General features: G+C 59.4%; 17 protein-coding genes. 5 read left to right on the forward strand and 12 right to left on the reverse strand.

Features of this window, described 5'->3' with window-relative positions; all coding sequences use genetic code 11:
• Nucleotides 1-75: 75 nt before the first annotated feature.
• On the reverse strand, nt 76-1,224 hold the full coding sequence (locus H7698_RS03510) for a TDT family transporter (RefSeq protein ID WP_194690601.1): 1,149 nt from the start codon (nt 1,222-1,224) through the stop codon (nt 76-78).
• 75 nt (nt 1,225-1,299) lie between these two features.
• Entirely contained in the window at nt 1,300-2,490 is a 1,191-nt protein-coding gene (locus tag H7698_RS03515) for an MFS transporter (protein WP_194690602.1), read from the reverse strand.
• Between the two features lie 91 nt (nt 2,491-2,581).
• Here H7698_RS03515 and H7698_RS03520 point away from each other — a divergent pair, with 91 nt between their 5' ends.
• Nucleotides 2,582-3,121, forward strand: coding sequence for a TetR/AcrR family transcriptional regulator (locus H7698_RS03520; RefSeq protein ID WP_162436096.1), 540 nt, complete (start codon nt 2,582-2,584; stop codon nt 3,119-3,121).
• A gap of 249 nt (nt 3,122-3,370) precedes the next feature.
• Nucleotides 3,371-6,841, forward strand: coding sequence for a hybrid sensor histidine kinase/response regulator (locus H7698_RS03525; protein ID WP_194690603.1), 3,471 nt, complete (start codon nt 3,371-3,373; stop codon nt 6,839-6,841).
• A 53-nt stretch (nt 6,842-6,894) separates the two neighbouring features.
• Here H7698_RS03525 and rmuC read toward each other — a convergent pair whose 3' ends face one another.
• Both rmuC and H7698_RS03535 read right to left on the reverse strand, forming a co-directional pair.
• Entirely contained in the window at nt 6,895-8,259 is a 1,365-nt protein-coding gene (gene rmuC / locus H7698_RS03530; protein WP_178114271.1) for a DNA recombination protein RmuC, read from the reverse strand.
• 175 nt (nt 8,260-8,434) lie between these two features.
• The gene (locus H7698_RS03535) at nt 8,435-8,758 is read right to left on the reverse strand and encodes a sel1 repeat family protein (RefSeq protein WP_162436093.1); all 324 of its coding nucleotides are present in this window, start codon (nt 8,756-8,758) and stop codon (nt 8,435-8,437) included.
• A gap of 984 nt (nt 8,759-9,742) precedes the next feature.
• Between H7698_RS03535 and H7698_RS03540 the strand changes: the two genes are divergently transcribed.
• The 3 genes from H7698_RS03540 to H7698_RS03550 all read left to right on the forward strand — a co-directional run bounded on the left by H7698_RS03540 (nt 9,743) and on the right by H7698_RS03550 (nt 12,143).
• A complete protein-coding gene (locus H7698_RS03540) occupies nt 9,743-9,967 on the forward strand; it encodes a hypothetical protein (protein ID WP_162436092.1) in 225 nt (74 codons plus the stop codon).
• A 275-nt stretch (nt 9,968-10,242) separates the two neighbouring features.
• A complete protein-coding gene (locus tag H7698_RS03545) occupies nt 10,243-10,725 on the forward strand; it encodes a hypothetical protein (RefSeq protein ID WP_194690604.1) in 483 nt (160 codons plus the stop codon).
• Between the two features lie 146 nt (nt 10,726-10,871).
• Nucleotides 10,872-12,143 carry an OmpP1/FadL family transporter gene (locus H7698_RS03550; protein ID WP_194690605.1) on the forward strand — a complete coding sequence of 424 codons (1,272 nt, stop codon included), beginning with the start codon at nt 10,872-10,874 and terminating at the stop codon, nt 12,141-12,143.
• Nucleotides 12,144-12,233: 90 nt separating this feature from the next.
• On the opposite strand, the gene H7698_RS03555 is transcribed toward H7698_RS03550, so the two are convergent.
• The 8 genes from H7698_RS03555 to cobU form a co-directional block, all read right to left on the reverse strand.
• The gene (locus H7698_RS03555; RefSeq protein WP_162436089.1) at nt 12,234-12,785 is read right to left on the reverse strand and encodes a glutathione peroxidase; all 552 of its coding nucleotides are present in this window, start codon (nt 12,783-12,785) and stop codon (nt 12,234-12,236) included.
• 55 nt (nt 12,786-12,840) lie between these two features.
• Nucleotides 12,841-12,963, reverse strand: a complete 123-nt coding sequence (locus H7698_RS31595; protein ID WP_268932883.1) for a hypothetical protein — start codon at nt 12,961-12,963, stop codon at nt 12,841-12,843.
• Nucleotides 12,960-14,168, reverse strand: a complete 1,209-nt coding sequence (locus H7698_RS03560) for an MFS transporter (RefSeq protein WP_194690606.1) — start codon at nt 14,166-14,168, stop codon at nt 12,960-12,962. Before H7698_RS03560 ends, H7698_RS31595 begins: the two co-directional genes overlap by 4 nt.
• Nucleotides 14,169-14,220: 52 nt before the next feature.
• On the reverse strand, nt 14,221-14,625 hold the full coding sequence (locus tag H7698_RS03565) for a MarR family winged helix-turn-helix transcriptional regulator (RefSeq protein WP_162436087.1): 405 nt from the start codon (nt 14,623-14,625) through the stop codon (nt 14,221-14,223).
• A gap of 114 nt (nt 14,626-14,739) precedes the next feature.
• Complete coding sequence (locus H7698_RS03570; RefSeq protein ID WP_194690607.1) at nt 14,740-15,471, reverse strand: adenosylcobinamide-GDP ribazoletransferase; 732 nt, start codon at nt 15,469-15,471, stop codon at nt 14,740-14,742.
• Nucleotides 15,472-15,473: 2 nt separating this feature from the next.
• A complete protein-coding gene (gene cobC / locus H7698_RS03575) occupies nt 15,474-16,049 on the reverse strand; it encodes an alpha-ribazole phosphatase family protein (protein ID WP_194690608.1) in 576 nt (191 codons plus the stop codon).
• Nucleotides 16,046-17,101 (reverse strand): nicotinate-nucleotide--dimethylbenzimidazole phosphoribosyltransferase, encoded by a 1,056-nt coding sequence (gene cobT, locus H7698_RS03580; protein WP_194690609.1) that lies wholly within the window; start codon nt 17,099-17,101, stop codon nt 16,046-16,048. Before cobT ends, cobC begins: the two co-directional genes overlap by 4 nt.
• Nucleotides 17,098-17,619 carry a bifunctional adenosylcobinamide kinase/adenosylcobinamide-phosphate guanylyltransferase gene (gene cobU / locus H7698_RS03585; RefSeq protein WP_194690610.1) on the reverse strand — a complete coding sequence of 174 codons (522 nt, stop codon included), beginning with the start codon at nt 17,617-17,619 and terminating at the stop codon, nt 17,098-17,100. Before cobU ends, cobT begins: the two co-directional genes overlap by 4 nt.
• Between the last annotated feature and the right edge of the window lie 33 nt (nt 17,620-17,652).

Raw genomic sequence — 17,652 nt, forward strand, 5'->3', positions numbered from 1 at the left:
GTAAAGAGTGGCGTGGATACAGACATTGGAATGCCGAAGCTCGATCCAGGCCACACATTACCTAATCTTCGCCGGTTATTTCTTCAATCCTGCGATACAAGGCGAGACAAACAACTCCCCTCGCCAGGCTCCCCGCACCGTACGTTTGCTGACGATCAGCCACATGAGCGTCAGCAAGCCCACCAGCACGCATCCGAAAACCTCGAAGAACGCCAGATTCAAAGTGCTAGCCAGTTTCAACGTCGCCAGCGAATACACGCCCAGCGGAAAGGTAAAGCCCCACCAGCCCAGATTGAAAGGAATACCGGCCCGCAGGTAACGGACGGTGATCAGCACGGCTATCAGCATCCACCACAGACCGAATCCCCAAAGCGTAATGCCCGCTACCAGCCCCAGCCCGGCAGCGACTTCACCGATACCCGGCAAACCGTTGGCTGCGAAAATCGCCGGTGCATCGGCGCCCAGCAGCAACATCCCGAGCGCTCCCGTGCCAATGGGACCCAGCGCGAGCCAGCTCGAAGCGGCCATGTTTTCGTGGGGCAATTTATGCAGCGCCATGCGCAGCAACAGGATCGTCAGAATGCTGAAGGCTACCGGCAGGGAAAACGCCCAAAGGACGTAGCTGGTCACCAGCATCACCAGCTGCGAATGGGCGTCGACCAGATGCGGTGCGAGCAAGCCCCCGCTGGCCGCCGCAACTTCCGCAGCGACCACCGGCAACAGCCAGACCGCCGTCATCTGGTCAATGCTGTGTTCCTGGCGCGTGAACATCATGTAAGGGATCAACACGCCGCACGCCAGGGACATCGCCACATCCAGCCACCACAACACCTCGGCGATTTGAATCACGCCATCGCCCCATCGCGGCAGGCCGAACACCAGAAAACCGTTAATGATCGTTGCCAGCCCCATGGGAATGGTGCCGAAGAACATCGATACCGTTGAATGCCCGAAGATCCGCCGTGCCTCATCGAAGAACAATGTCCAGCGCGCCGCGTAGAGGGCGGTGAACAGCACGAACAGAAAAATATTGAACAGCCACAGCGCTTCGGCGAGGGTGTGCAAGCCGGGGATGGCCACAGGGACCTGCGCCAACGCTAACGCCAGAACGCCGGTACCCATGGTGGCGGCGAACCAGTTCGGGGTGAATTGGCGAATCACTTCGCGCGGGTGTTGAAGGTGGCTGAAAGGTTTGATGCCGGTTTTGGCCTGGGTGCATGTCATGGCGGTCTCCTGTCCTCTGGTGAGGTGGAAGCCATGGTAGAACCGAATCGAATATCTATATAACGGGTAATATCTCTAACTGTTATCTGTTTTACAGATATACGAGCGCTGGCGCATTAACGTGAGCAGTGCGCCCACCGACAGAATAATCAGCACAGCGCCATACCCATCAGTGGTTGCCACCAGACCGAAGGTCCGCGTCAGGTTGCCCGCCAACAACGATGGCAAGCAGAACGCCAGATAACTGAGCACATAAAACGCCGACATCAACCCCGCTCGTTCATGGGGCAGTGCCAGCGGCACGACACTGCGCAATGCCCCCAGAAAACCAGCGCCGAAGCCACAACCCGCCACCAGCGTCCCCACAAAAAACAGCGACAGGCTCGCACTGTGTACGGCGATCAAGATCAAAGCGACGCCCACCGGCAACAGGCTGGCGCCCAACTGCAGAACCTTGTCGGCAGGACGGTTACGCAAGGTGTAGATCATCAGGGCGCCCGTGACCGTCAATGCGGCGACCGTTGCACCACCGATCAGGTTCGAAGTCGATCCGGTGGCGGTGCGCACCAGCGACGGTGCCAGCGAGGCGTAAAAACCACCCAGCGCCCACACGGCGATGTCGATGGGCAACACTCGCCATAGCGCACGCCGGGCCTGAGTCGGAACGTGCAAGGTCGGGCGCAGCGAAGCCAAGGCACCCGGTTGCCGACTGACGCTTTCCGGCAGCCGCCACACGTACAGGGCCTGCATTACGAACAGCGCCAGCAGCACCCAATAGGTGAGCTGCAACGGCAGTGGCGCGAATTCGGCCAGCAAGCCGCACCCCATTGCACCCATTGCCATCCCCAGCAGTGGCGCAACGCTATTGACCAAGGGGCCTTGCTGACGATCAGTGTCCAGCAGCGCCGCACTCAGCACCGCTGTCGCCATCCCGGTGGCAAATCCCTGCAGCACCCTGGCGGCGATCAGCCACGCAACACTGTCGGCATTGATAAACAGCAACATCGCTAGCATGTTCAGCAAAACCGCGGCGAAAATGACCGGTTTTCGTCCGAGGAAGTCCGACAGCGAACCGACGGTCAGCAGCGCCACCAGCAAACTGATGGCGTAGACACCGAAAATAACTGTCAGCGTCGCAGCCGAAAACTGCAGATGTTCCTGGTACAAGTGATAGAGGGGCGTCGGCGCGGTGGATGCCGCCAGAAAACTGAGTAAGGTAAACGCCAGAAACCACAGGCTGGTCTTTTGTGAGGCTGAGCTGGGCATGGACTGTCTCCGCAAAAGCTAATATTTTGCTTTTGCGGAGTGTGCTACTGACCAGCCCTTAAAGCAAATTCTTTGTGTTAAGGTCCGATGCATGGCTATTAAAGAAGGTTTACGCCCCGGCGGCCGCAGCGCCCGGGTGCAAGAGTCGATTCACTCGGCGGTCCGCGAACTCCTGGAAGAACAGGAGCGCTCAACCGTGACCGTGCCGCAGATCGCTGCCCGTGCAGGGGTTACCCCGTCAACCATTTATCGACGCTGGGGTGATTTGTCCGTGTTGCTGGCCGACGTTGCCCTGGCGCGTATGCAGCCGGATGGCGAGCCCGCCAACACCGGCAGCTTGCGCGGTGATGTGCGGGCGTGGGCCGAGCAGTATCTGGACGAGATGAGTTCCGAACCCGGTCGCAACATGCTGCGCGATGTTCAATCCAGCCTGACACCCGGTTACTGTGTGACGATCATTGGCGCGCAGTTGCAGACGATTCTGGATCGCTACCCCGATGTGCCGAAGCCGAGCGTTGACCGGCTGATCAACCTGGTGGCGGCGCCGACGGTGTTTCGCATTCTGTTTTCCGAGAAGGCGCTGGAGGTTGAGGAGTTGCACACGTTGCTCGAGATCGCGCTGGATCAGTGACGACGTCATCGTCGGAAAGCCGCCCGGACCAGGCTCGGCTCCCACAGGTATCTTCAGCGTTAACTCATTCCTTGTGGGAGCCGAGCTCGCTCGCGATGAGGCCTGCAAAAACAGCAGAAAATCTACCGGCCTGTCTACCCTGCGACACCCCGCCACGCCACGACCTTGGTCGACACTGACGAACCCCCGACATCGTGCGAGACTGTCTGACCGGGCTGGAGTCCCGGGTGTCTTTTGTCTGGAGTTCTCATGTCGCTGTCCAGCGGGCTGATCGCCGCCGTCGCCCTGGCCTATATGGCCATCATGTTCGCTATCGCCTTCTACGGTGACCGCCGCGCCGCGCCGTTGCCACCGCGCGTGCGTGCCTGGGTGTACAGCCTGTCGCTGGCGGTTTACTGCACCAGCTGGACTTTTTTCGGTGCTGTGGGCCAGGCCGCCGAACAACTCTGGTCATTCCTGCCGATCTATCTCGGGCCGATTCTGTTGCTGGTCTGCGCCCCCTGGGTTCTGCAGAAAATGGTGATGATCAGCAAACAGGAGAACATCACCTCCATCGCCGACTTTATCGCGGCACGCTACGGCAAATCCCAGTCGCTGGCCGTGGTCGTTGCGCTGATTTGCCTCGTCGGCGTTTTGCCCTACATCGCTTTGCAACTCAAAGGCATCGTGCTCGGCGTGAATTTGTTGATCGGCGCTGGTGCTGACGCGATGGGCGTGCGCGCGCAGGACACGGCGCTGATCGTGTCGCTGGTGCTTGCGCTGTTTACCATCGTGTTCGGTACCCGCAACCTCGATGCCACGGAGCACCACCGGGGCATGGTGTTGGCGATCGCGTTCGAGTCGCTGGTCAAGCTCTTCGCTTTTCTTGCCGTCGGTGCATTCGTGACCTACGGCCTCTACGACGGATTTGACGACTTGTTCAATCAGGCCATGCTTGCCCCGCGGCTGGAGCAATACTGGAAGGAAACGATCAACTGGCCGTCCATGGTGGTTCAAACCGGTGTGGCGATGATGGCGATTATCTGCCTGCCCCGGCAATTCCATGTGACCGTGGTCGAGAACATCGAGCCTCAGGACTTGCGCCTGGCGAAATGGGTGTTTCCCGCCTACCTGGCACTCGCGGCTCTGTTTGTCGTACCCATCGCCCTGGCAGGTCAGATGTTGCTGCCCAGCTCGGTGCTGCCAGACTCGTTCGTTATCAGCCTGCCGCTGGCGCAGTCCCACCCTGCGCTGGCGCTCCTGGCGTTTATTGGTGGCGCCTCGGCCGCGACCGGCATGGTGATCGTCGCCAGCGTTGCGCTGTCGACCATGGTGTCCAACGACATGCTGTTGCCCTGGCTATTGCGCCGCAACAACGCCGAGCGTCCGTTCGAAGTATTCCGTCAGTGGATGCTGTCGGTGCGCCGCGTCAGCATCGTGGTGATTCTGCTCCTGGCGTATGTCAGCTATCGCTTGCTGGGCTCTACCGCGAGCCTGGCGACCATTGGCCAGATCGCCTTCGCTGCCGTGACCCAACTGGCCCCGGCCATGCTTGGCGCGCTGTACTGGAAACAGGCCAACCGCCGAGGTGTGTTCGCCGGCCTCGCCGCCGGGACATTTCTCTGGTTCTACACCCTGATCCTGCCCATTGCCGCCCACAGCCTGGGTTGGTCGCTCAACACCTTCCCTGGATTGGCGTGGCTGCACAGCAACCCGCTGAACCTGCCACTGACTCCGCTGACCCAGGGCGTGGTGTTATCGCTGGCGGCCAACTTCACGCTGTTCGCCTGGGTCTCGGTGCTGTCGCGCACGCGAGTATCGGAACACTGGCAGGCCGGTCGTTTTATCGGACAGGAAATCAGCGCACGCCCAAGCGCACGCTCCATGCTGGCCGTGCAGATAAACGACTTGCTGCAACTCGCGGCACGCTTTGTCGGTGAGGAACGCGCTCGTCAGAGCTTCATCCGTTTCGCCTATCGCCAAGGCAAAGGCTTCAATCCGAACCAGAATGCCGACGGCGAGTGGATCGCCCACACCGAACGCTTGCTGGCTGGTGTACTGGGCGCTTCATCGACGCGCGCCGTGGTGAAGGCGGCCATTGAAGGTCGGGAAATGCAGCTCGAGGATGTCGTGCGAATCGCCGACGAAGCCTCTGAAGTCCTGCAATTCAACCGCGCATTGCTGCAAGGCGCGATCGAGAACATTACCCAAGGCATCAGCGTGGTCGACCAGTCGCTCAAACTGGTGGCGTGGAATCGTCGCTACCTTGAACTGTTCAACTATCCGGACGGCTTGATCAGCGTCGGTCGCCCCATCGCTGACATCATTCGCCACAACGCCGAGCGTGGCCTGTGCGGCCCAGGGGAAGCCGAAGTGCACGTCGCCCGGCGCCTGCACTGGATGCGCCAGGGCCGCGCCCACACGTCTGAAAGACTGTTTCCGAATGGGCGGGTGATCGAGCTGATCGGTAACCCGATGCCGGGTGGCGGATTCGTTATGAGCTTCACCGACATCACCGCGTTTCGCGAGGCCGAGCAGGCACTGACCGAGGCCAATGAAGGCCTGGAGCGTCGCGTCACCGAACGTACTCATGAACTGTCGCAATTGAACGTAGCGCTGACCGAAGCCAAAGGCACCGCCGAGTCCGCTAACCAGTCGAAAACCCGGTTTCTGGCCGCCGTCAGCCATGACTTGATGCAACCCCTGAACGCTGCTCGACTGTTTTCAGCCGCCCTTTCCCATCAGGACGACGGCTTGTCCGCAGAGGCCCAGAAACTGGTGCAACACCTCGACACCTCGCTACGTTCGGCCGAAGACCTGATCAGCGACCTTCTGGACATTTCCCGCCTGGAAAACGGCAAGATAAATCCCGATTCAAAACCGTTTGTGCTTAACGAGCTCTTCGACATTCTGAGTGCGGAATTCAAAGCGCTGGCTCGGGATCAAGGTTTGAAATTCCGCGTCAGAGGCAGTTCGCTGCGTGTCGAAAGCGACAGCAAATTGCTGAGGCGAATTCTGCAAAACTTCCTCACCAACGCCTTTCGCTACGCCAAAGGGCCGGTGTTGCTAGGTGTTCGGCGACACAAAGGCGAGCTGAGCCTGGAAGTGTGGGACCGCGGGCCGGGCATCCCGGAAGACAAGCAAAAGGTGATTTTCGAAGAGTTCAAACGCCTCGACAGTCACCAGACGCGTGCCGAGAAAGGCCTTGGGCTCGGGCTGGCGATCGCTGACGGCTTATGCCGCGTTCTGGGACATACCTTACAAGTACGATCGTGGCCGGGACGCGGCAGCGTGTTCAGCGTCCGCGTGCCGTTGGCCCGCACGCAAACGGCAATGCCCGTCAAGGTCGCCGAACTCAACGGTAAATTGCTCAGCGGGGCCCAGGTGCTGTGTATCGACAATGAAGACAGCATCTTGATCGGCATGAACAGTTTGCTGACCCGGTGGGGTTGCCAAGTGTGGACGGCGCGCAATCGTGAAGAATGCGCGGCGCTGCTCAATGAAGGCGTACGACCGCAGTTGGCGCTGGTGGATTATCACCTGGATGATGGTGAAACCGGGACGGACCTGATGGCGTGGCTGCGAACCCGCCTGGGCGAGCCGGTGCCGGGCGTAGTGATCAGCGCTGATGGGCGGCCGGAGACGGTGGCGCAGGTGCATGCGGCGGGGCTGGATTACCTGGCGAAACCAGTGAAGCCGGCGGCGCTTCGAGCGTTATTGAGTCGGCATCTGCCGTTGTAAGCCCTAAAAGATCGTCCGAAGGCTCGGGCCGCGACCGGACGATCTTTTGATCTTTATTCTGGCAACTCCGCCAACCCATCCACATCCGTCATCGCCCGCTCCAGCAAATCAGCCGGCAGACTTTTGCTCGCCCGTGCGCCCAGCAACTTGAGCTGTTCACTGCGACTCACCAGGTTGCCACGGCCCTCTGTCAGCTTGTTACGCGCCGAACTGTAGGCTTTGTCCAACTGCTGCAGGCGATTGCCGACTTCATCCAGATCCTGAATGAACAACACGAATTTGTCGTACAGCCAACCCGCCCGCTCGGCAATTTCCCGGGCGTTCTGGCTCTGGCGCTCCTGCTTCCACAGACTGTCGATGACGCGCAGCGTGGCGAGCAAGGTGGTCGGGCTGACGATCACGATATTGCGGTCGAACGCTTCCTGAAACAGCGTTGGCTCGGACTGCAGTGCCGCGGAAAATGCCGCTTCTATCGGCACAAAAAGCAGGACGAAATCCAGGCTGTGCAAGCCATCCAGCCGCTTGTAATCCTTGCCCGCCAAGCCTTTCACGTGATTGCGCAGGGACAGCACGTGTTGCTTGATGGCGATCTGGCCGATGGCATCGTCTTCGGCCGCCACGTATTGCTGATAGGCCGTAAGACTGACCTTGGAGTCGACCACCACCTGCTTGTCACCCGGCAGATAAATGATCACGTCGGGCTGGAAGCGCTCGCCGTCCGGGCCTTTCAGATTGACCTGAGTCTGGTACTCCCGGCCCTTTTCCAGTCCTGCGTGCTCCAGCACGCGCTCAAGAATCAGCTCGCCCCAGTTGCCTTGAGTCTTCTGACCCTTCAGAGCGCGGGTAAGGTTCGTGGCCTCGTCGCTCAACCGCAGATTCAACTGCTGCAGGCGCTCGAGCTCTTTGGCCAGGGAGAAACGCTCTCTCGCTTCTGCCTGGTAGCTTTCCTCGACGCGTTTTTCAAAGGACTGAATGCGTTCTTTCAGAGGATCAAGCAATTGACCGAGGCGTTGCTGGCTGGATTCGGCAAAACGCTGCTCACGCTCATCGAAAATCTTGCCCGCCAACTCGGCAAACTGCGCACGTAGCTCGTCTCGCGAGCCTTGCAAGTCATTGAGACGCTGCTGGTGGCTTTCCCGCTGCTCCCGCAGCTCGGCGTTGAGCGAAGCGGTCTGCGCGTCGAGGCGGCGCAAATCAGCCTCTTTGCCGGCACGTTCGATATTCCACGCGTGCGATGCGTCGCGTGCGTCATCGCGTTCGATCTGCAGCAGCTCGACTTCACGACGCAAAGCCGCCAGATCCGATTGCCGCAGGGTGTTGACCTGACTCAAATCACCGATTTCATCGCGACAGGCGTCGAGCTGGGCGTTCAATCCATCCTGCGCCAGCTGGGCTGTGGACAAGCGCTCTTGCAGCAGTGCTACCTCTGACTGAAGGCTGCTCGCGCGACGCTGCAGTTGCCAGGCCAGTACCAATAATGGCAATGCCGCTCCTGCCAGACCAAGCAATATGCTGGTCAAGTCCATAGCCATAGCCACTCCTGCTAATTCGATAAAGCCTGAAGGTTAACCAAGGCGTCAGGTCTTGGACAGCTCAGTCTTCAACCAGGCCTAGCTCGCGCTGGGCGCGTCGATCACCTGCCCGTGCCGCCTGGCGCAACAGGTCCTGGCCTATACGGCGGTCCCGGGCGTTGCCACATTCCCGGCACATCAACTGGCCGAGGCGGCTTTGCGCCGCCACGATACCTTCACGCGCCGGTTGCTTGAGCAGGCGTCCGGCAAAATGTTTGACGTTGGTGTTTTCACTAAGGCGCGGGCTGTCCAGTAACCACTCGGCCACACGCATTGAAAAGCGTTTGGGTGGGGTAACAGCTGTGGGTGGAGTGGTTACGGAAACTGATACTGAACGAAACTTCATAAAACACTGTAGGGCAGATCGGAAGGCGCGCCACTCTACTCTTTTTTTCTTACAGGTAAAGCCTAAAAAAACCCGGCACGCCCGTCCTAGAGCAAGCGCTCGGGACAATCCACAGAAGCTGTGGATAAGTCAGTGGACAACCGCCCTTGAACTCTCGCAAACCCCTGTGGAATGGGGCTCGCAGTCAAACTGACGATTTTTTCACCAGTAAAAAAAAGCGATGTTTTTCATTGACTTAAATTTTGGTTACAGGCACCCACTGCGTTTGAAGGCCAGATGACAGCGGGGTGACAACGTTCGCAACTAATGTGCACAAGTACCTGCAAGGCGGTTATATCGGTGCGCTTTTTTGACGCATTTTGATGGATAATGCTGGGGATAACCCTCGGTTTACCGTGCGTCATGCTGATTCAAGCTGGCTGCAAAACGACGCACCAGCCGTCGGATGATGGGCTATGGGCCTGCGCAATCACGCAAATCAGCGTCCGCCTGCCCCTTTTCAATGCGCCAATGGCAATCTTTTTTGCTAACACACTTCCATTCTCAAATTCAATCCGTTAGTATCCGCGGCGTTAGTACCAAGCTGAAAGTCAATTCTGGTCGAACAAATCCCCCCGGTCAGCCTTCCCAAAGGAAGCCTCCACCGAACAAGCGGGATCGACCACCTCGATGGTTTCCAGGTAAACCTTGTGTCAACACAGCCTTTGAATCAAAAGCAAAGGGTGTTGCCAAGCTCACTTACTCTGACCGAACCAGCCTGCAAATTGATCAGGATCTTCACCCCGGGCCCAGAACCTTTGCCCTTGATGTGTTGCCTGCCCTCCTAAGTACCTACCTGCCAGCCCAAGCGCGCCAATTATCAGCGCTTCAAACTGGCTGCTTTGTTCCAGTCGGGTTCTTCGTTCGACCAACGGTGGTCGTCGTCACTGGAACGTTTTAATTTTGCACGGCTCTTATCCGTGTCGCTTGTAGGAACACCCAATAATGACTACTCAAATCCACACCCAAGATGCAATTCGCACCTTAACCAACGCTTTTGCACCAATGAACTGCCTGATCATGGCCGCTCGCAAAGGCTGCTTCAGCTTCACTCTGGTGAACGAACACGGCATCGCTCGTCACAGCGAACGCCTGTACCCCGATCAATACTCCAGCGCAGAACCGCTGCAGGCCGTGATCGATCGTACTCGTCAGGCACTGGTTGCCTGATACGCCAGAAAGGCTGAAAACCTCAAAAGCCCTGCTTCAATAGCGGGGCTTTTTATTGCCTGATATTTCCCTTTCTGCCGCCTGGGCCTAAGTACTAACCGATATAACGGTTATAACTCGCCGCCGGAAATATTTTAAAAACAGTCCTTTACAGCGCGAATATGACACTACACTTCAACTCAAGCGGCGTGATCCGCTTCCGGCGAGCCTGAGTCGACTCACTGCTGCCAAGGCCCCTTCAGGCATCGCCGCCCACTTCATGTTTCGAGGGCTTTATGGGTATCGCTGCCAGCGAACTGTGCCGTTATGTGATCCGTCCGACCCTGCTCTACCTCGGACGTCATAGCGCAACTGCCGAATCCCTGTTGCTGGGCATAGCCGCCAGCCAGTCTGCCCTTGGATCCGCCCTTCATGACCGCCGCGGCCATGGCCTCTACCGAATCGCCGAACCCCGTCATCAGGCGCTCTGGGACCATTACCTGGCTCTGGATCCGGAACGCGCCAGCCTGGTAAGAGGATTGGCGAGTCAACACGCTTTCCTGAGCAGCCCGCACCTGGAATTGACCGTCAACCTGCGTTACGCCACTGCCATCGCCTGGCTGCTGGTCGAAGAACAAAACACCTCGCTCCCCGAAGCAGACGACCTGCTGGGAATGGCCCGAATCTGGCGCCAGACCTTCCAGCCCCAAGGCCGTCTGAGAGACTTCACCTGCGCCTGGCAAACCTGTGTTTCAACTTTGAATCAGGTCGCCTGCTGATCCGCCCATTTCAAAAGATCGCACAACAGGTCGCGAATCCGGTCGGATTGTCCTACAAAACCGCTCTAACTCAAGCGATACAGCCTATAGCGCTGGGACGAAAATGTTGGTAATTTTCGCCCCGGTGATCACCAGGAGTTCTAATAATGAAAAAAGTAATGCTCAAAACCACCCTTAGCCTCGCCGTTACCTTGGCATCCACCCAGATCTTTGCAGCTGGCTTTGCCATCAACGAACAAAGTATCAGCGGGATGGGTACAGGTTTTGCCGGGCGATCTTCCTCTGCCGATGACGCAAGCACCATTTTTGGCAACCCTGCCGGCATGTCGCGCATCAAGCGCGAACAAGTCACCGGCGGCGCTGCAATGCTCGACGCACACACCGATATCAGCAACGCCAGCTCCAGCCCGAACAGCGGCAGCAACAAAGGCGACATGGTGCCCTTCATCGCCGTACCTATGGGCTACTACGTCAAGCCAATCGACGACCATTGGGCAGTCGGTGTGGGCATCTACGCTCCGTTCGGCCTGGTGACCGACTATGAGCAAGGCTTCGCTGGCCGTTACTTCGGCAGCAAGAGCGACGTTAAAATCGTGACCCTGCAACCGACTGTCAGCTACGCCTTCAACGACAAGGTGTCCATCGGTTTCGGTCCGACCATCAACCGTATCGACGGCAAGCTGGAATCGAACCTGTCGATCACCCAGGCCGCGCCAGATGGCGAAGTCAAGATCAAGGGTGACGACACCGCGCTGGGCTACAACATCGGCGTGCTGGTTCAAGCCACCGACAGCACCCGCCTCGGCCTGACTTACCACTCGAAAGTGAAGTACAAGCTCGAAGGCAACACCAAGGTCAATTACAACGTCCTGGGCCTGATCGGTCAGAACCCTAGCCAGAAGTACGATGCCTCCCTGGACCTGACGACGCCTGAGTCGGTGGACTTCTCGGTCACGCACAAGCTGGATGACCAGTGGACCCTCTACGCAGGCAGCACCTGGACTCGCTGGAGCCGCCTGAAAGAGATCACCGTTGAAAACAGCGGCGTTCCAGCGGTCCTCAATGGTCAATTCGGGACCATCACCGAAGAACAGAACTGGCACGACACCTGGGCTCACGCCATCGGCGCGTCCTACCAGTTGAACAAGCAATGGGTACTGCGTACCGGCCTGTCCTTCGACCAGGCACCGACCAACAACGAAGACCGCTCCCCACGCATCCCGACTGGCGATCGCAAGATTTTCAGCCTGGGCGCTGGCTGGAGCCCGACCGACGACCTGACCATCGACGTGGCGTACTCGTACCTGCGTGAAGAGGCGGTCAAGGTCAACAACAGCAACGACCGTGGCCAGACTTACAACGCCAAGTACGAAAACTGGGCGAACGGTTTCGGTGTGGGTGCAACCTACCGTTTCTGATGATTCACGGCGAACCTGAACGGCTCGCCTACCTGAATCAAAAAAGCCCCGCTCTCTGGTTCAGAGGCGGGGCTTTTTAGTGGGTGGCAATCAGGGTTGCGAAGCCAGGGCTTTCTCCACGGCGGCAATGAATTCCGGATCATCGGGCTTGGTCAGGCTGGAGAAATTGGCGATCACCTTGCCTTGGCGATCGACCACATACTTGTAGAAATTCCACTTCGGGGCGCTGGTCTGTTCGGCGAGCACTTTGAACAGATGAGTCGCATCGGCGCCACGGACGTTCTGCGGTTCGGTCATGGTGAACGTCACGCCGTAATTCACGTAGCAGACCTTGGCGGTCTCGGCACCGTCCTTGGACTCTTGCTTGAAGTCATTGGAAGGAACGCCGATTACCTCCAGGCCTTGCGCCTTGTAACGCTGATTCAACGCCTCAAGGCTTTTGAATTGCGGGGCGAACCCACAAAAGCTCGCGGTATTGACCACCACCAACGGCTTGCCGGCAAAGCGCTGGCACAGGTCGATTGATTCCTTGGCACGCAGTTTCGGCAACGAACCTTGCAACAGTTCCGGACATTCCGCCGCTTGGGCCACACCACAAAACGCAACCAGTAACGCGGGAACTGCAAGCCAGCGCATCTGCATAACCGTGCATCCTTGAGAAGATCGTCAGGACGAAGTTACTCGTCCTGACGCCCTGCTAGCAAGCGCCCATGCCCAACTGCATCAGCGCCAGCCCACCCTGATGCCAACCCCACCACACCAGTGCCAGCAGCAACGCGCCAGCGCCCACCAGGAGTATGCGTGGCCAGAGCCTGTTCATAGCGCACTCAGCTGGGTTTGCAGGCGCGCCACCGGCTGCTCACGTACGGGCCAATTCAGCGCTGCAGCCAACAGGCTCAAGAGAATCGCTACCTGCCAGATCAAGTCATAGCTCCCGGTCCGGTCATACACCACCCCGCCCAACCAGCCTCCGAGGAAGGAGCCCAATTGGTGAAAGAGGAAAACAATCCCTCCGAGCATGGACAGGTTTCGCACACCAAACAAGGTGGCCACGGTGCCGTTGGTCAACGGAACGGTCGACAGCCACAGAAACCCCATCGCCATGCCGAACAGGTACGCGGACGTCGTGGTCACCGGCGCCCACAGGAACAGCCCGATCACCACGGCCCGCAACAGGTACAAACCGGTCAGCAAACGGGGTTTGGACATCCGTCCACCCAGCCATCCGGCAGTGTAGGTACCGAAAATATTGAACAGCCCGATGAGCGCCAACACCGTAGTGCCGACGGTGGCAGGCAGGTGCTGGTCCACCAGATAGGCCGGCAGGTGCACGCCGATGAATACGACCTGGAAACCACAGACAAAAAAGCCAAACGCCAATAGCCAGAAACCGGAATGGGAACAGGCCTCGCGGAGCGCTTCAGTGAGGCTTTGCTCATGACCCAACGTCGGCAGCGGTTTGTCCTTGAGCATGCTCACCAGCGGCACGATCAGCGCCACCAGCAGCCCCAGCACCAACAATGCCGCGGACCAGCCAAGCCAGCCGATCAATCCGAGGGTACCCGGCAACATGGCGAACTGACCGAAGGAGCCGGCAGCACTGGCGATGCCCATGCCCATACTGCGCTTCTCTGGTGGCACCGCGCGCCCGACCACGCCGAGAATCACCGAGAAAGACGTGCCCGAGAGACCGATACCAATCAGTAACCCGGCACTCAGGGACAAGGTCACTGCCGAGTCGGACAGCCCCATGCACACCAGACCCACCGCGTACAAAATGCCGCCGATGAGCACCACCTTCGCCGCACCAAACCGATCAGCCAGGGCGCCGGTGAAAGGCTGCGCGAGCCCCCAGATCAAATTCTGCAAGGCAATGGCGAAGGCGAACGTTTCACGCCCCCAGCCGAACTCGGCACTCATCGGCGCGAGAAACAGCCCGAAGCCGTGCCGCACGCCCAGCGATAACGCCAGGATCAGCGCACTCCCCAACAGAACCCAACCACACGTACGCCACATCGATGTCATTCTTGTTCTCCGGTCGCGGGTATATACCCGCTTAAGACTGAACAAACTGGCCTCAAGCCAGTTCATCCAGCAATTTCAGCAAGACTTCACGCTTCTCGGCGCCCAGACGATCAACCAGTCGCTGCTGTGCCGCTTCCCAGGCCGGAAGGGCCGCTGCGAGGCGCTCAGCCCCGGCATCGGTGAGCCGGACGATGCGATTGCGCATGTCCTCGCCCTCAACCAGCATCACCAGGCCTTCCCCCTCGAGCACCCGAAGGTTGCGCCCCAACGTGCTGCGATCAAGGCCCATGGCTTCAGCCAAAGTGGAAATACTCGGCTGATCGAGGCGCTGCAGATTGCACAGAAGAGAATACTGGGCGACGTTGATCCCGAAGCCATCGAGAGCGCCGTCGTAATGCCTGCTGACGCCACGAGCGGCGCGACGCAGGTTGATACATAAACATTGGGAGTCGAGCATGATGCGTGTATATACCCGCGAGTCAGTTAAATCAAGTTACACATGAGGTTGGGATAGAAAGACCCCAACCTCGTTTCACCCGACAGTGCCTACAAAACGGCCAGCACGTCAGTCTCAGATCAACACCATGCCGACCAACACTGCGACCTCAAGCAGCTCCAGCATCGCTCCCGCCGTATCCCCCGTCGCCCCACCCAATCGCCGCAACATCACCTGTCGCAGCCAGACAAACACCAGCGCAGCCAGCACCACCGCAACAACGCCACTCAAACCCGCAATCAGTACGCAGGCCAACGCACTGAGCGCCAGCACACGCTTACCGGCCAACCGGGGCAAATGATCGGCCAGCGCCTGCCCCAATCCGCCTGCACGCACATAAGGCGTGGTCAGGAACAACCCGAGCAATGCGGCGCGACCTATCAGCGGAACGATGATCAGGACAATGCCTTGATGCTGTTCGATCAATGCCAGCAACGCAGCGAACTTGAGCAGCAACACCAGCACCATTGTCACCACGGCAATCGGCCCGCTTCGCGGGTCCTTCATGATCGTCAGGGTGCGCTCTCGATCACCGAATCCTCCGAGCCATGCGTCGGCGCTGTCAGCAAGGCCATCGAGGTGTAAAGCGCCGCTGAGCGACACCCAAATCGTCAGCAACAATGCGGCGTGAAGCAACAGTGGCGTACCGAGCAAAAGCCCGCTCATCGCCCACAAAATCACACCAAACAGCAGGCCCACCAGCGGATAGAAAAGCAGCGACCGCCCGAGTTCCTGCAGTGCCGGCATGCCCGGCAGACGAATCGGCAGGCTGCTCAGGAACTGCAAGGCAATCCAGAAGGGCAGCATCTTCAGATCGCTTCCCGAAACAAACCGTCTGCCTCGACCGCCAGCGAAAACAACGCGCCGTGCCCGACTTCAACATTGAGCAATTGCTCGCGCGGTAGTCCCCGGGCCTGAGCCAGCAACAAACGCATGACGCCTCCGTGACTGATCAACAACACCCGCTCCCCCGCATAAGTCGCGTGCAGACGCTGGACTGCCGCCAATACCCGCGCCGAAAAGTCCACGACGGGCTCGCCCTGAGGCGGCGTGAACGAATAAGGGTCAGCCCAGAACTGGCCCAACGCTTGGGCGTCGGTCTCCATCAGCGCCAAGGCACTTTGCCCTTCCCAGGCACCGAAATGCAGCTCCTGCAGATCTTTTTCCAGCTGCACCGGCAAACCCAATTGCGCACCGAGTTCGTTGGCAAACCGCGCGCAACGCTGCAACGGCGAACTGACCAGACGGTCCCACGGACCTTGTTCGATGACGGCCCCGCGCATCTGCGCCCAGCCCGTGTCAGTCAACGCATCGTCGAGACTGCCGCGCAAGCCGCCGCCGAGTTCGGTTTCCCCGTGACGCAACAGATCAAGCCGCAAGGTCATGCCGGACGGTCCGCAACGGCGGCTTCGGCGAAAGTCGCCATCTGGCCATGGAGGTCGCAGGCCAGACGCAGCAACGGCACGGCCAACGCTGCACCACTGCCCTCGCCCAGGCGCAAACCGAGATCCAGTAGCGGTTCAGCACCCAGCGCTTCCAGCACATGCCGATGCCCCGGCTCGGCGCCACAATGACCGAACAACAGCCATGGACGAGATTGCGGGTTCAACCGCACCGCCACCAACGCAGCGACACTGCAAATGAAACCGTCCACCAGCACTGCAACGCCTTCCTGCGCACACGCCAGATAGGCGCCGACCAGTGCGGCGATTTCAAAACCGCCGAGGTTGTACAGCGTCTGCAACGCATCGCCACGCTGAGCATTGTGCAACGCCAAGGCGCGCTCGATGACCTGAGCTTTATGGCTGACGCCCGCTGTGTTCAGCCCGGTGCCCGGCCCGGTGAGGTGCACCACCGGGCAATCGAGCAGCGCGCAGGCCACAGCACTGGCTGAAGTGGTGTTGCCGATGCCCATTTCGCCACCGATGAACAATTGCGCACCCGCCGCCAGTGCTCGCTGCGCACTGTCGCGCCCCGCCTGCAGGGCAAGTTCACCCTGGGTTTGAGTCATGGCCGCTGCTTCAACAAAATTCGCCGTACCGGGACCAATGTTCAAATGGCGCACGCCGGTCAAATTCAGCGCCGGATTGATGGTGCCCAGGTCCACCACTTCCAGCGAAGCGCCCAACTGCCGCGCCAGCACACTGATCGCCGCGCCGCCGTTGACGAAGTTGTGCAGCATCTGCCCGGTCACTTCCTGGGGAAAAGCAGACACACCTTCGGCAACCACACCGTGGTCACCGGCAAATAGGGCGATCCACAGCTGATCGAGGGTGGGTTTGACCTGCCCCTGCATCCCCGCCAGCTGCACCGCCACCGACTCGAGACGACCGAGGGAACCCGCGGGCTTGGTCAGCTGCTGTTGCCGGGCCTCAGCCTGTTCGACGCTCTGGGCGTCGATGGACTTGCAAGGGTTCAGCCACCAGGATTGAGTCATAACGCGGTTCCTTTCAAAGTCAGGGGCAGACCAGCGACAGTCAGTACGACGCGCTGACAGCGTTCGGCCAAGGCTTGATGCAGCCAACCGGCTTCATCGACATAGCGACGCGTCAATTCGCCGAGCGGCACGACACCCATTCCGGTCTCGTTGCTGACAAAAATGATTTCACCCGGCAGCGACGCCAGGCAATCCAGCAGCGCTTCTCGCTCGACCGCCAGCCGTTTGGCATCTTCGAGCATCAGCAGATTGGTTAGCCACAGGGTCAGGCAATCGACCAGCAGGCAGCGGTCGGCACCAGCGGTTTCACGCAGCACGGGAGCGAGCTCAAGGGGTTCTTCGATCAGCGCCCATTCGGCTGGACGACGGGCGCGATGATGGAGCACCCGTTGGCTCATTTCACCGTCAAGAGGCTGGCTGGTGGCGATGTAGGTCACCGCCAGTTCGCTGTCAGAGGCGAGCTTTTCGGCCAGGCGGCTTTTGCCGGAGCGGGCACCGCCGAGGATCAGTTGGAGCATGGTTTATTCCTTGAAATCGTCGATGAGGCCGGC

This window comes from Pseudomonas sp. p50(2008) (assembly GCF_015351605.1).
Classification (GTDB): Bacteria; Pseudomonadota; Gammaproteobacteria; order Pseudomonadales; family Pseudomonadaceae; genus Aquipseudomonas.

What these genes read in the sequence shown, in the direction of transcription:
- H7698_RS03510 (WP_194690601.1), bottom strand. Translation starts at nt 1,224, where the DNA reads ATGACATGCACCCAGGCCAAAACCGGCATCAAACCTTTCAGCCACCTT.
- H7698_RS03515 (WP_194690602.1), bottom strand. Translation starts at nt 2,490, where the DNA reads ATGCCCAGCTCAGCCTCACAAAAGACCAGCCTGTGGTTTCTGGCGTTT.
- H7698_RS03520 (WP_162436096.1), top strand. Translation starts at nt 2,582, where the DNA reads ATGGCTATTAAAGAAGGTTTACGCCCCGGCGGCCGCAGCGCCCGGGTG.
- H7698_RS03525 (WP_194690603.1), top strand. Translation starts at nt 3,371, where the DNA reads ATGTCGCTGTCCAGCGGGCTGATCGCCGCCGTCGCCCTGGCCTATATG.
- H7698_RS03535 (WP_162436093.1), bottom strand. Translation starts at nt 8,758, where the DNA reads ATGAAGTTTCGTTCAGTATCAGTTTCCGTAACCACTCCACCCACAGCT.
- H7698_RS03540 (WP_162436092.1), top strand. Translation starts at nt 9,743, where the DNA reads ATGACTACTCAAATCCACACCCAAGATGCAATTCGCACCTTAACCAAC.
- H7698_RS03545 (WP_194690604.1), top strand. Translation starts at nt 10,243, where the DNA reads ATGGGTATCGCTGCCAGCGAACTGTGCCGTTATGTGATCCGTCCGACC.
- H7698_RS03550 (WP_194690605.1), top strand. Translation starts at nt 10,872, where the DNA reads ATGAAAAAAGTAATGCTCAAAACCACCCTTAGCCTCGCCGTTACCTTG.
- H7698_RS03555 (WP_162436089.1), bottom strand. Translation starts at nt 12,785, where the DNA reads ATGCAGATGCGCTGGCTTGCAGTTCCCGCGTTACTGGTTGCGTTTTGT.
- H7698_RS31595 (WP_268932883.1), bottom strand. Translation starts at nt 12,963, where the DNA reads ATGAACAGGCTCTGGCCACGCATACTCCTGGTGGGCGCTGGCGCGTTG.
- H7698_RS03560 (WP_194690606.1), bottom strand. Translation starts at nt 14,168, where the DNA reads ATGACATCGATGTGGCGTACGTGTGGTTGGGTTCTGTTGGGGAGTGCG.
- H7698_RS03565 (WP_162436087.1), bottom strand. Translation starts at nt 14,625, where the DNA reads ATGCTCGACTCCCAATGTTTATGTATCAACCTGCGTCGCGCCGCTCGT.
- H7698_RS03570 (WP_194690607.1), bottom strand. Translation starts at nt 15,471, where the DNA reads ATGCTGCCCTTCTGGATTGCCTTGCAGTTCCTGAGCAGCCTGCCGATT.
- cobC (WP_194690608.1), bottom strand. Translation starts at nt 16,049, where the DNA reads ATGACCTTGCGGCTTGATCTGTTGCGTCACGGGGAAACCGAACTCGGC.
- cobT (WP_194690609.1), bottom strand. Translation starts at nt 17,101, where the DNA reads ATGACTCAATCCTGGTGGCTGAACCCTTGCAAGTCCATCGACGCCCAG.
- cobU (WP_194690610.1), bottom strand. Translation starts at nt 17,619, where the DNA reads ATGCTCCAACTGATCCTCGGCGGTGCCCGCTCCGGCAAAAGCCGCCTG.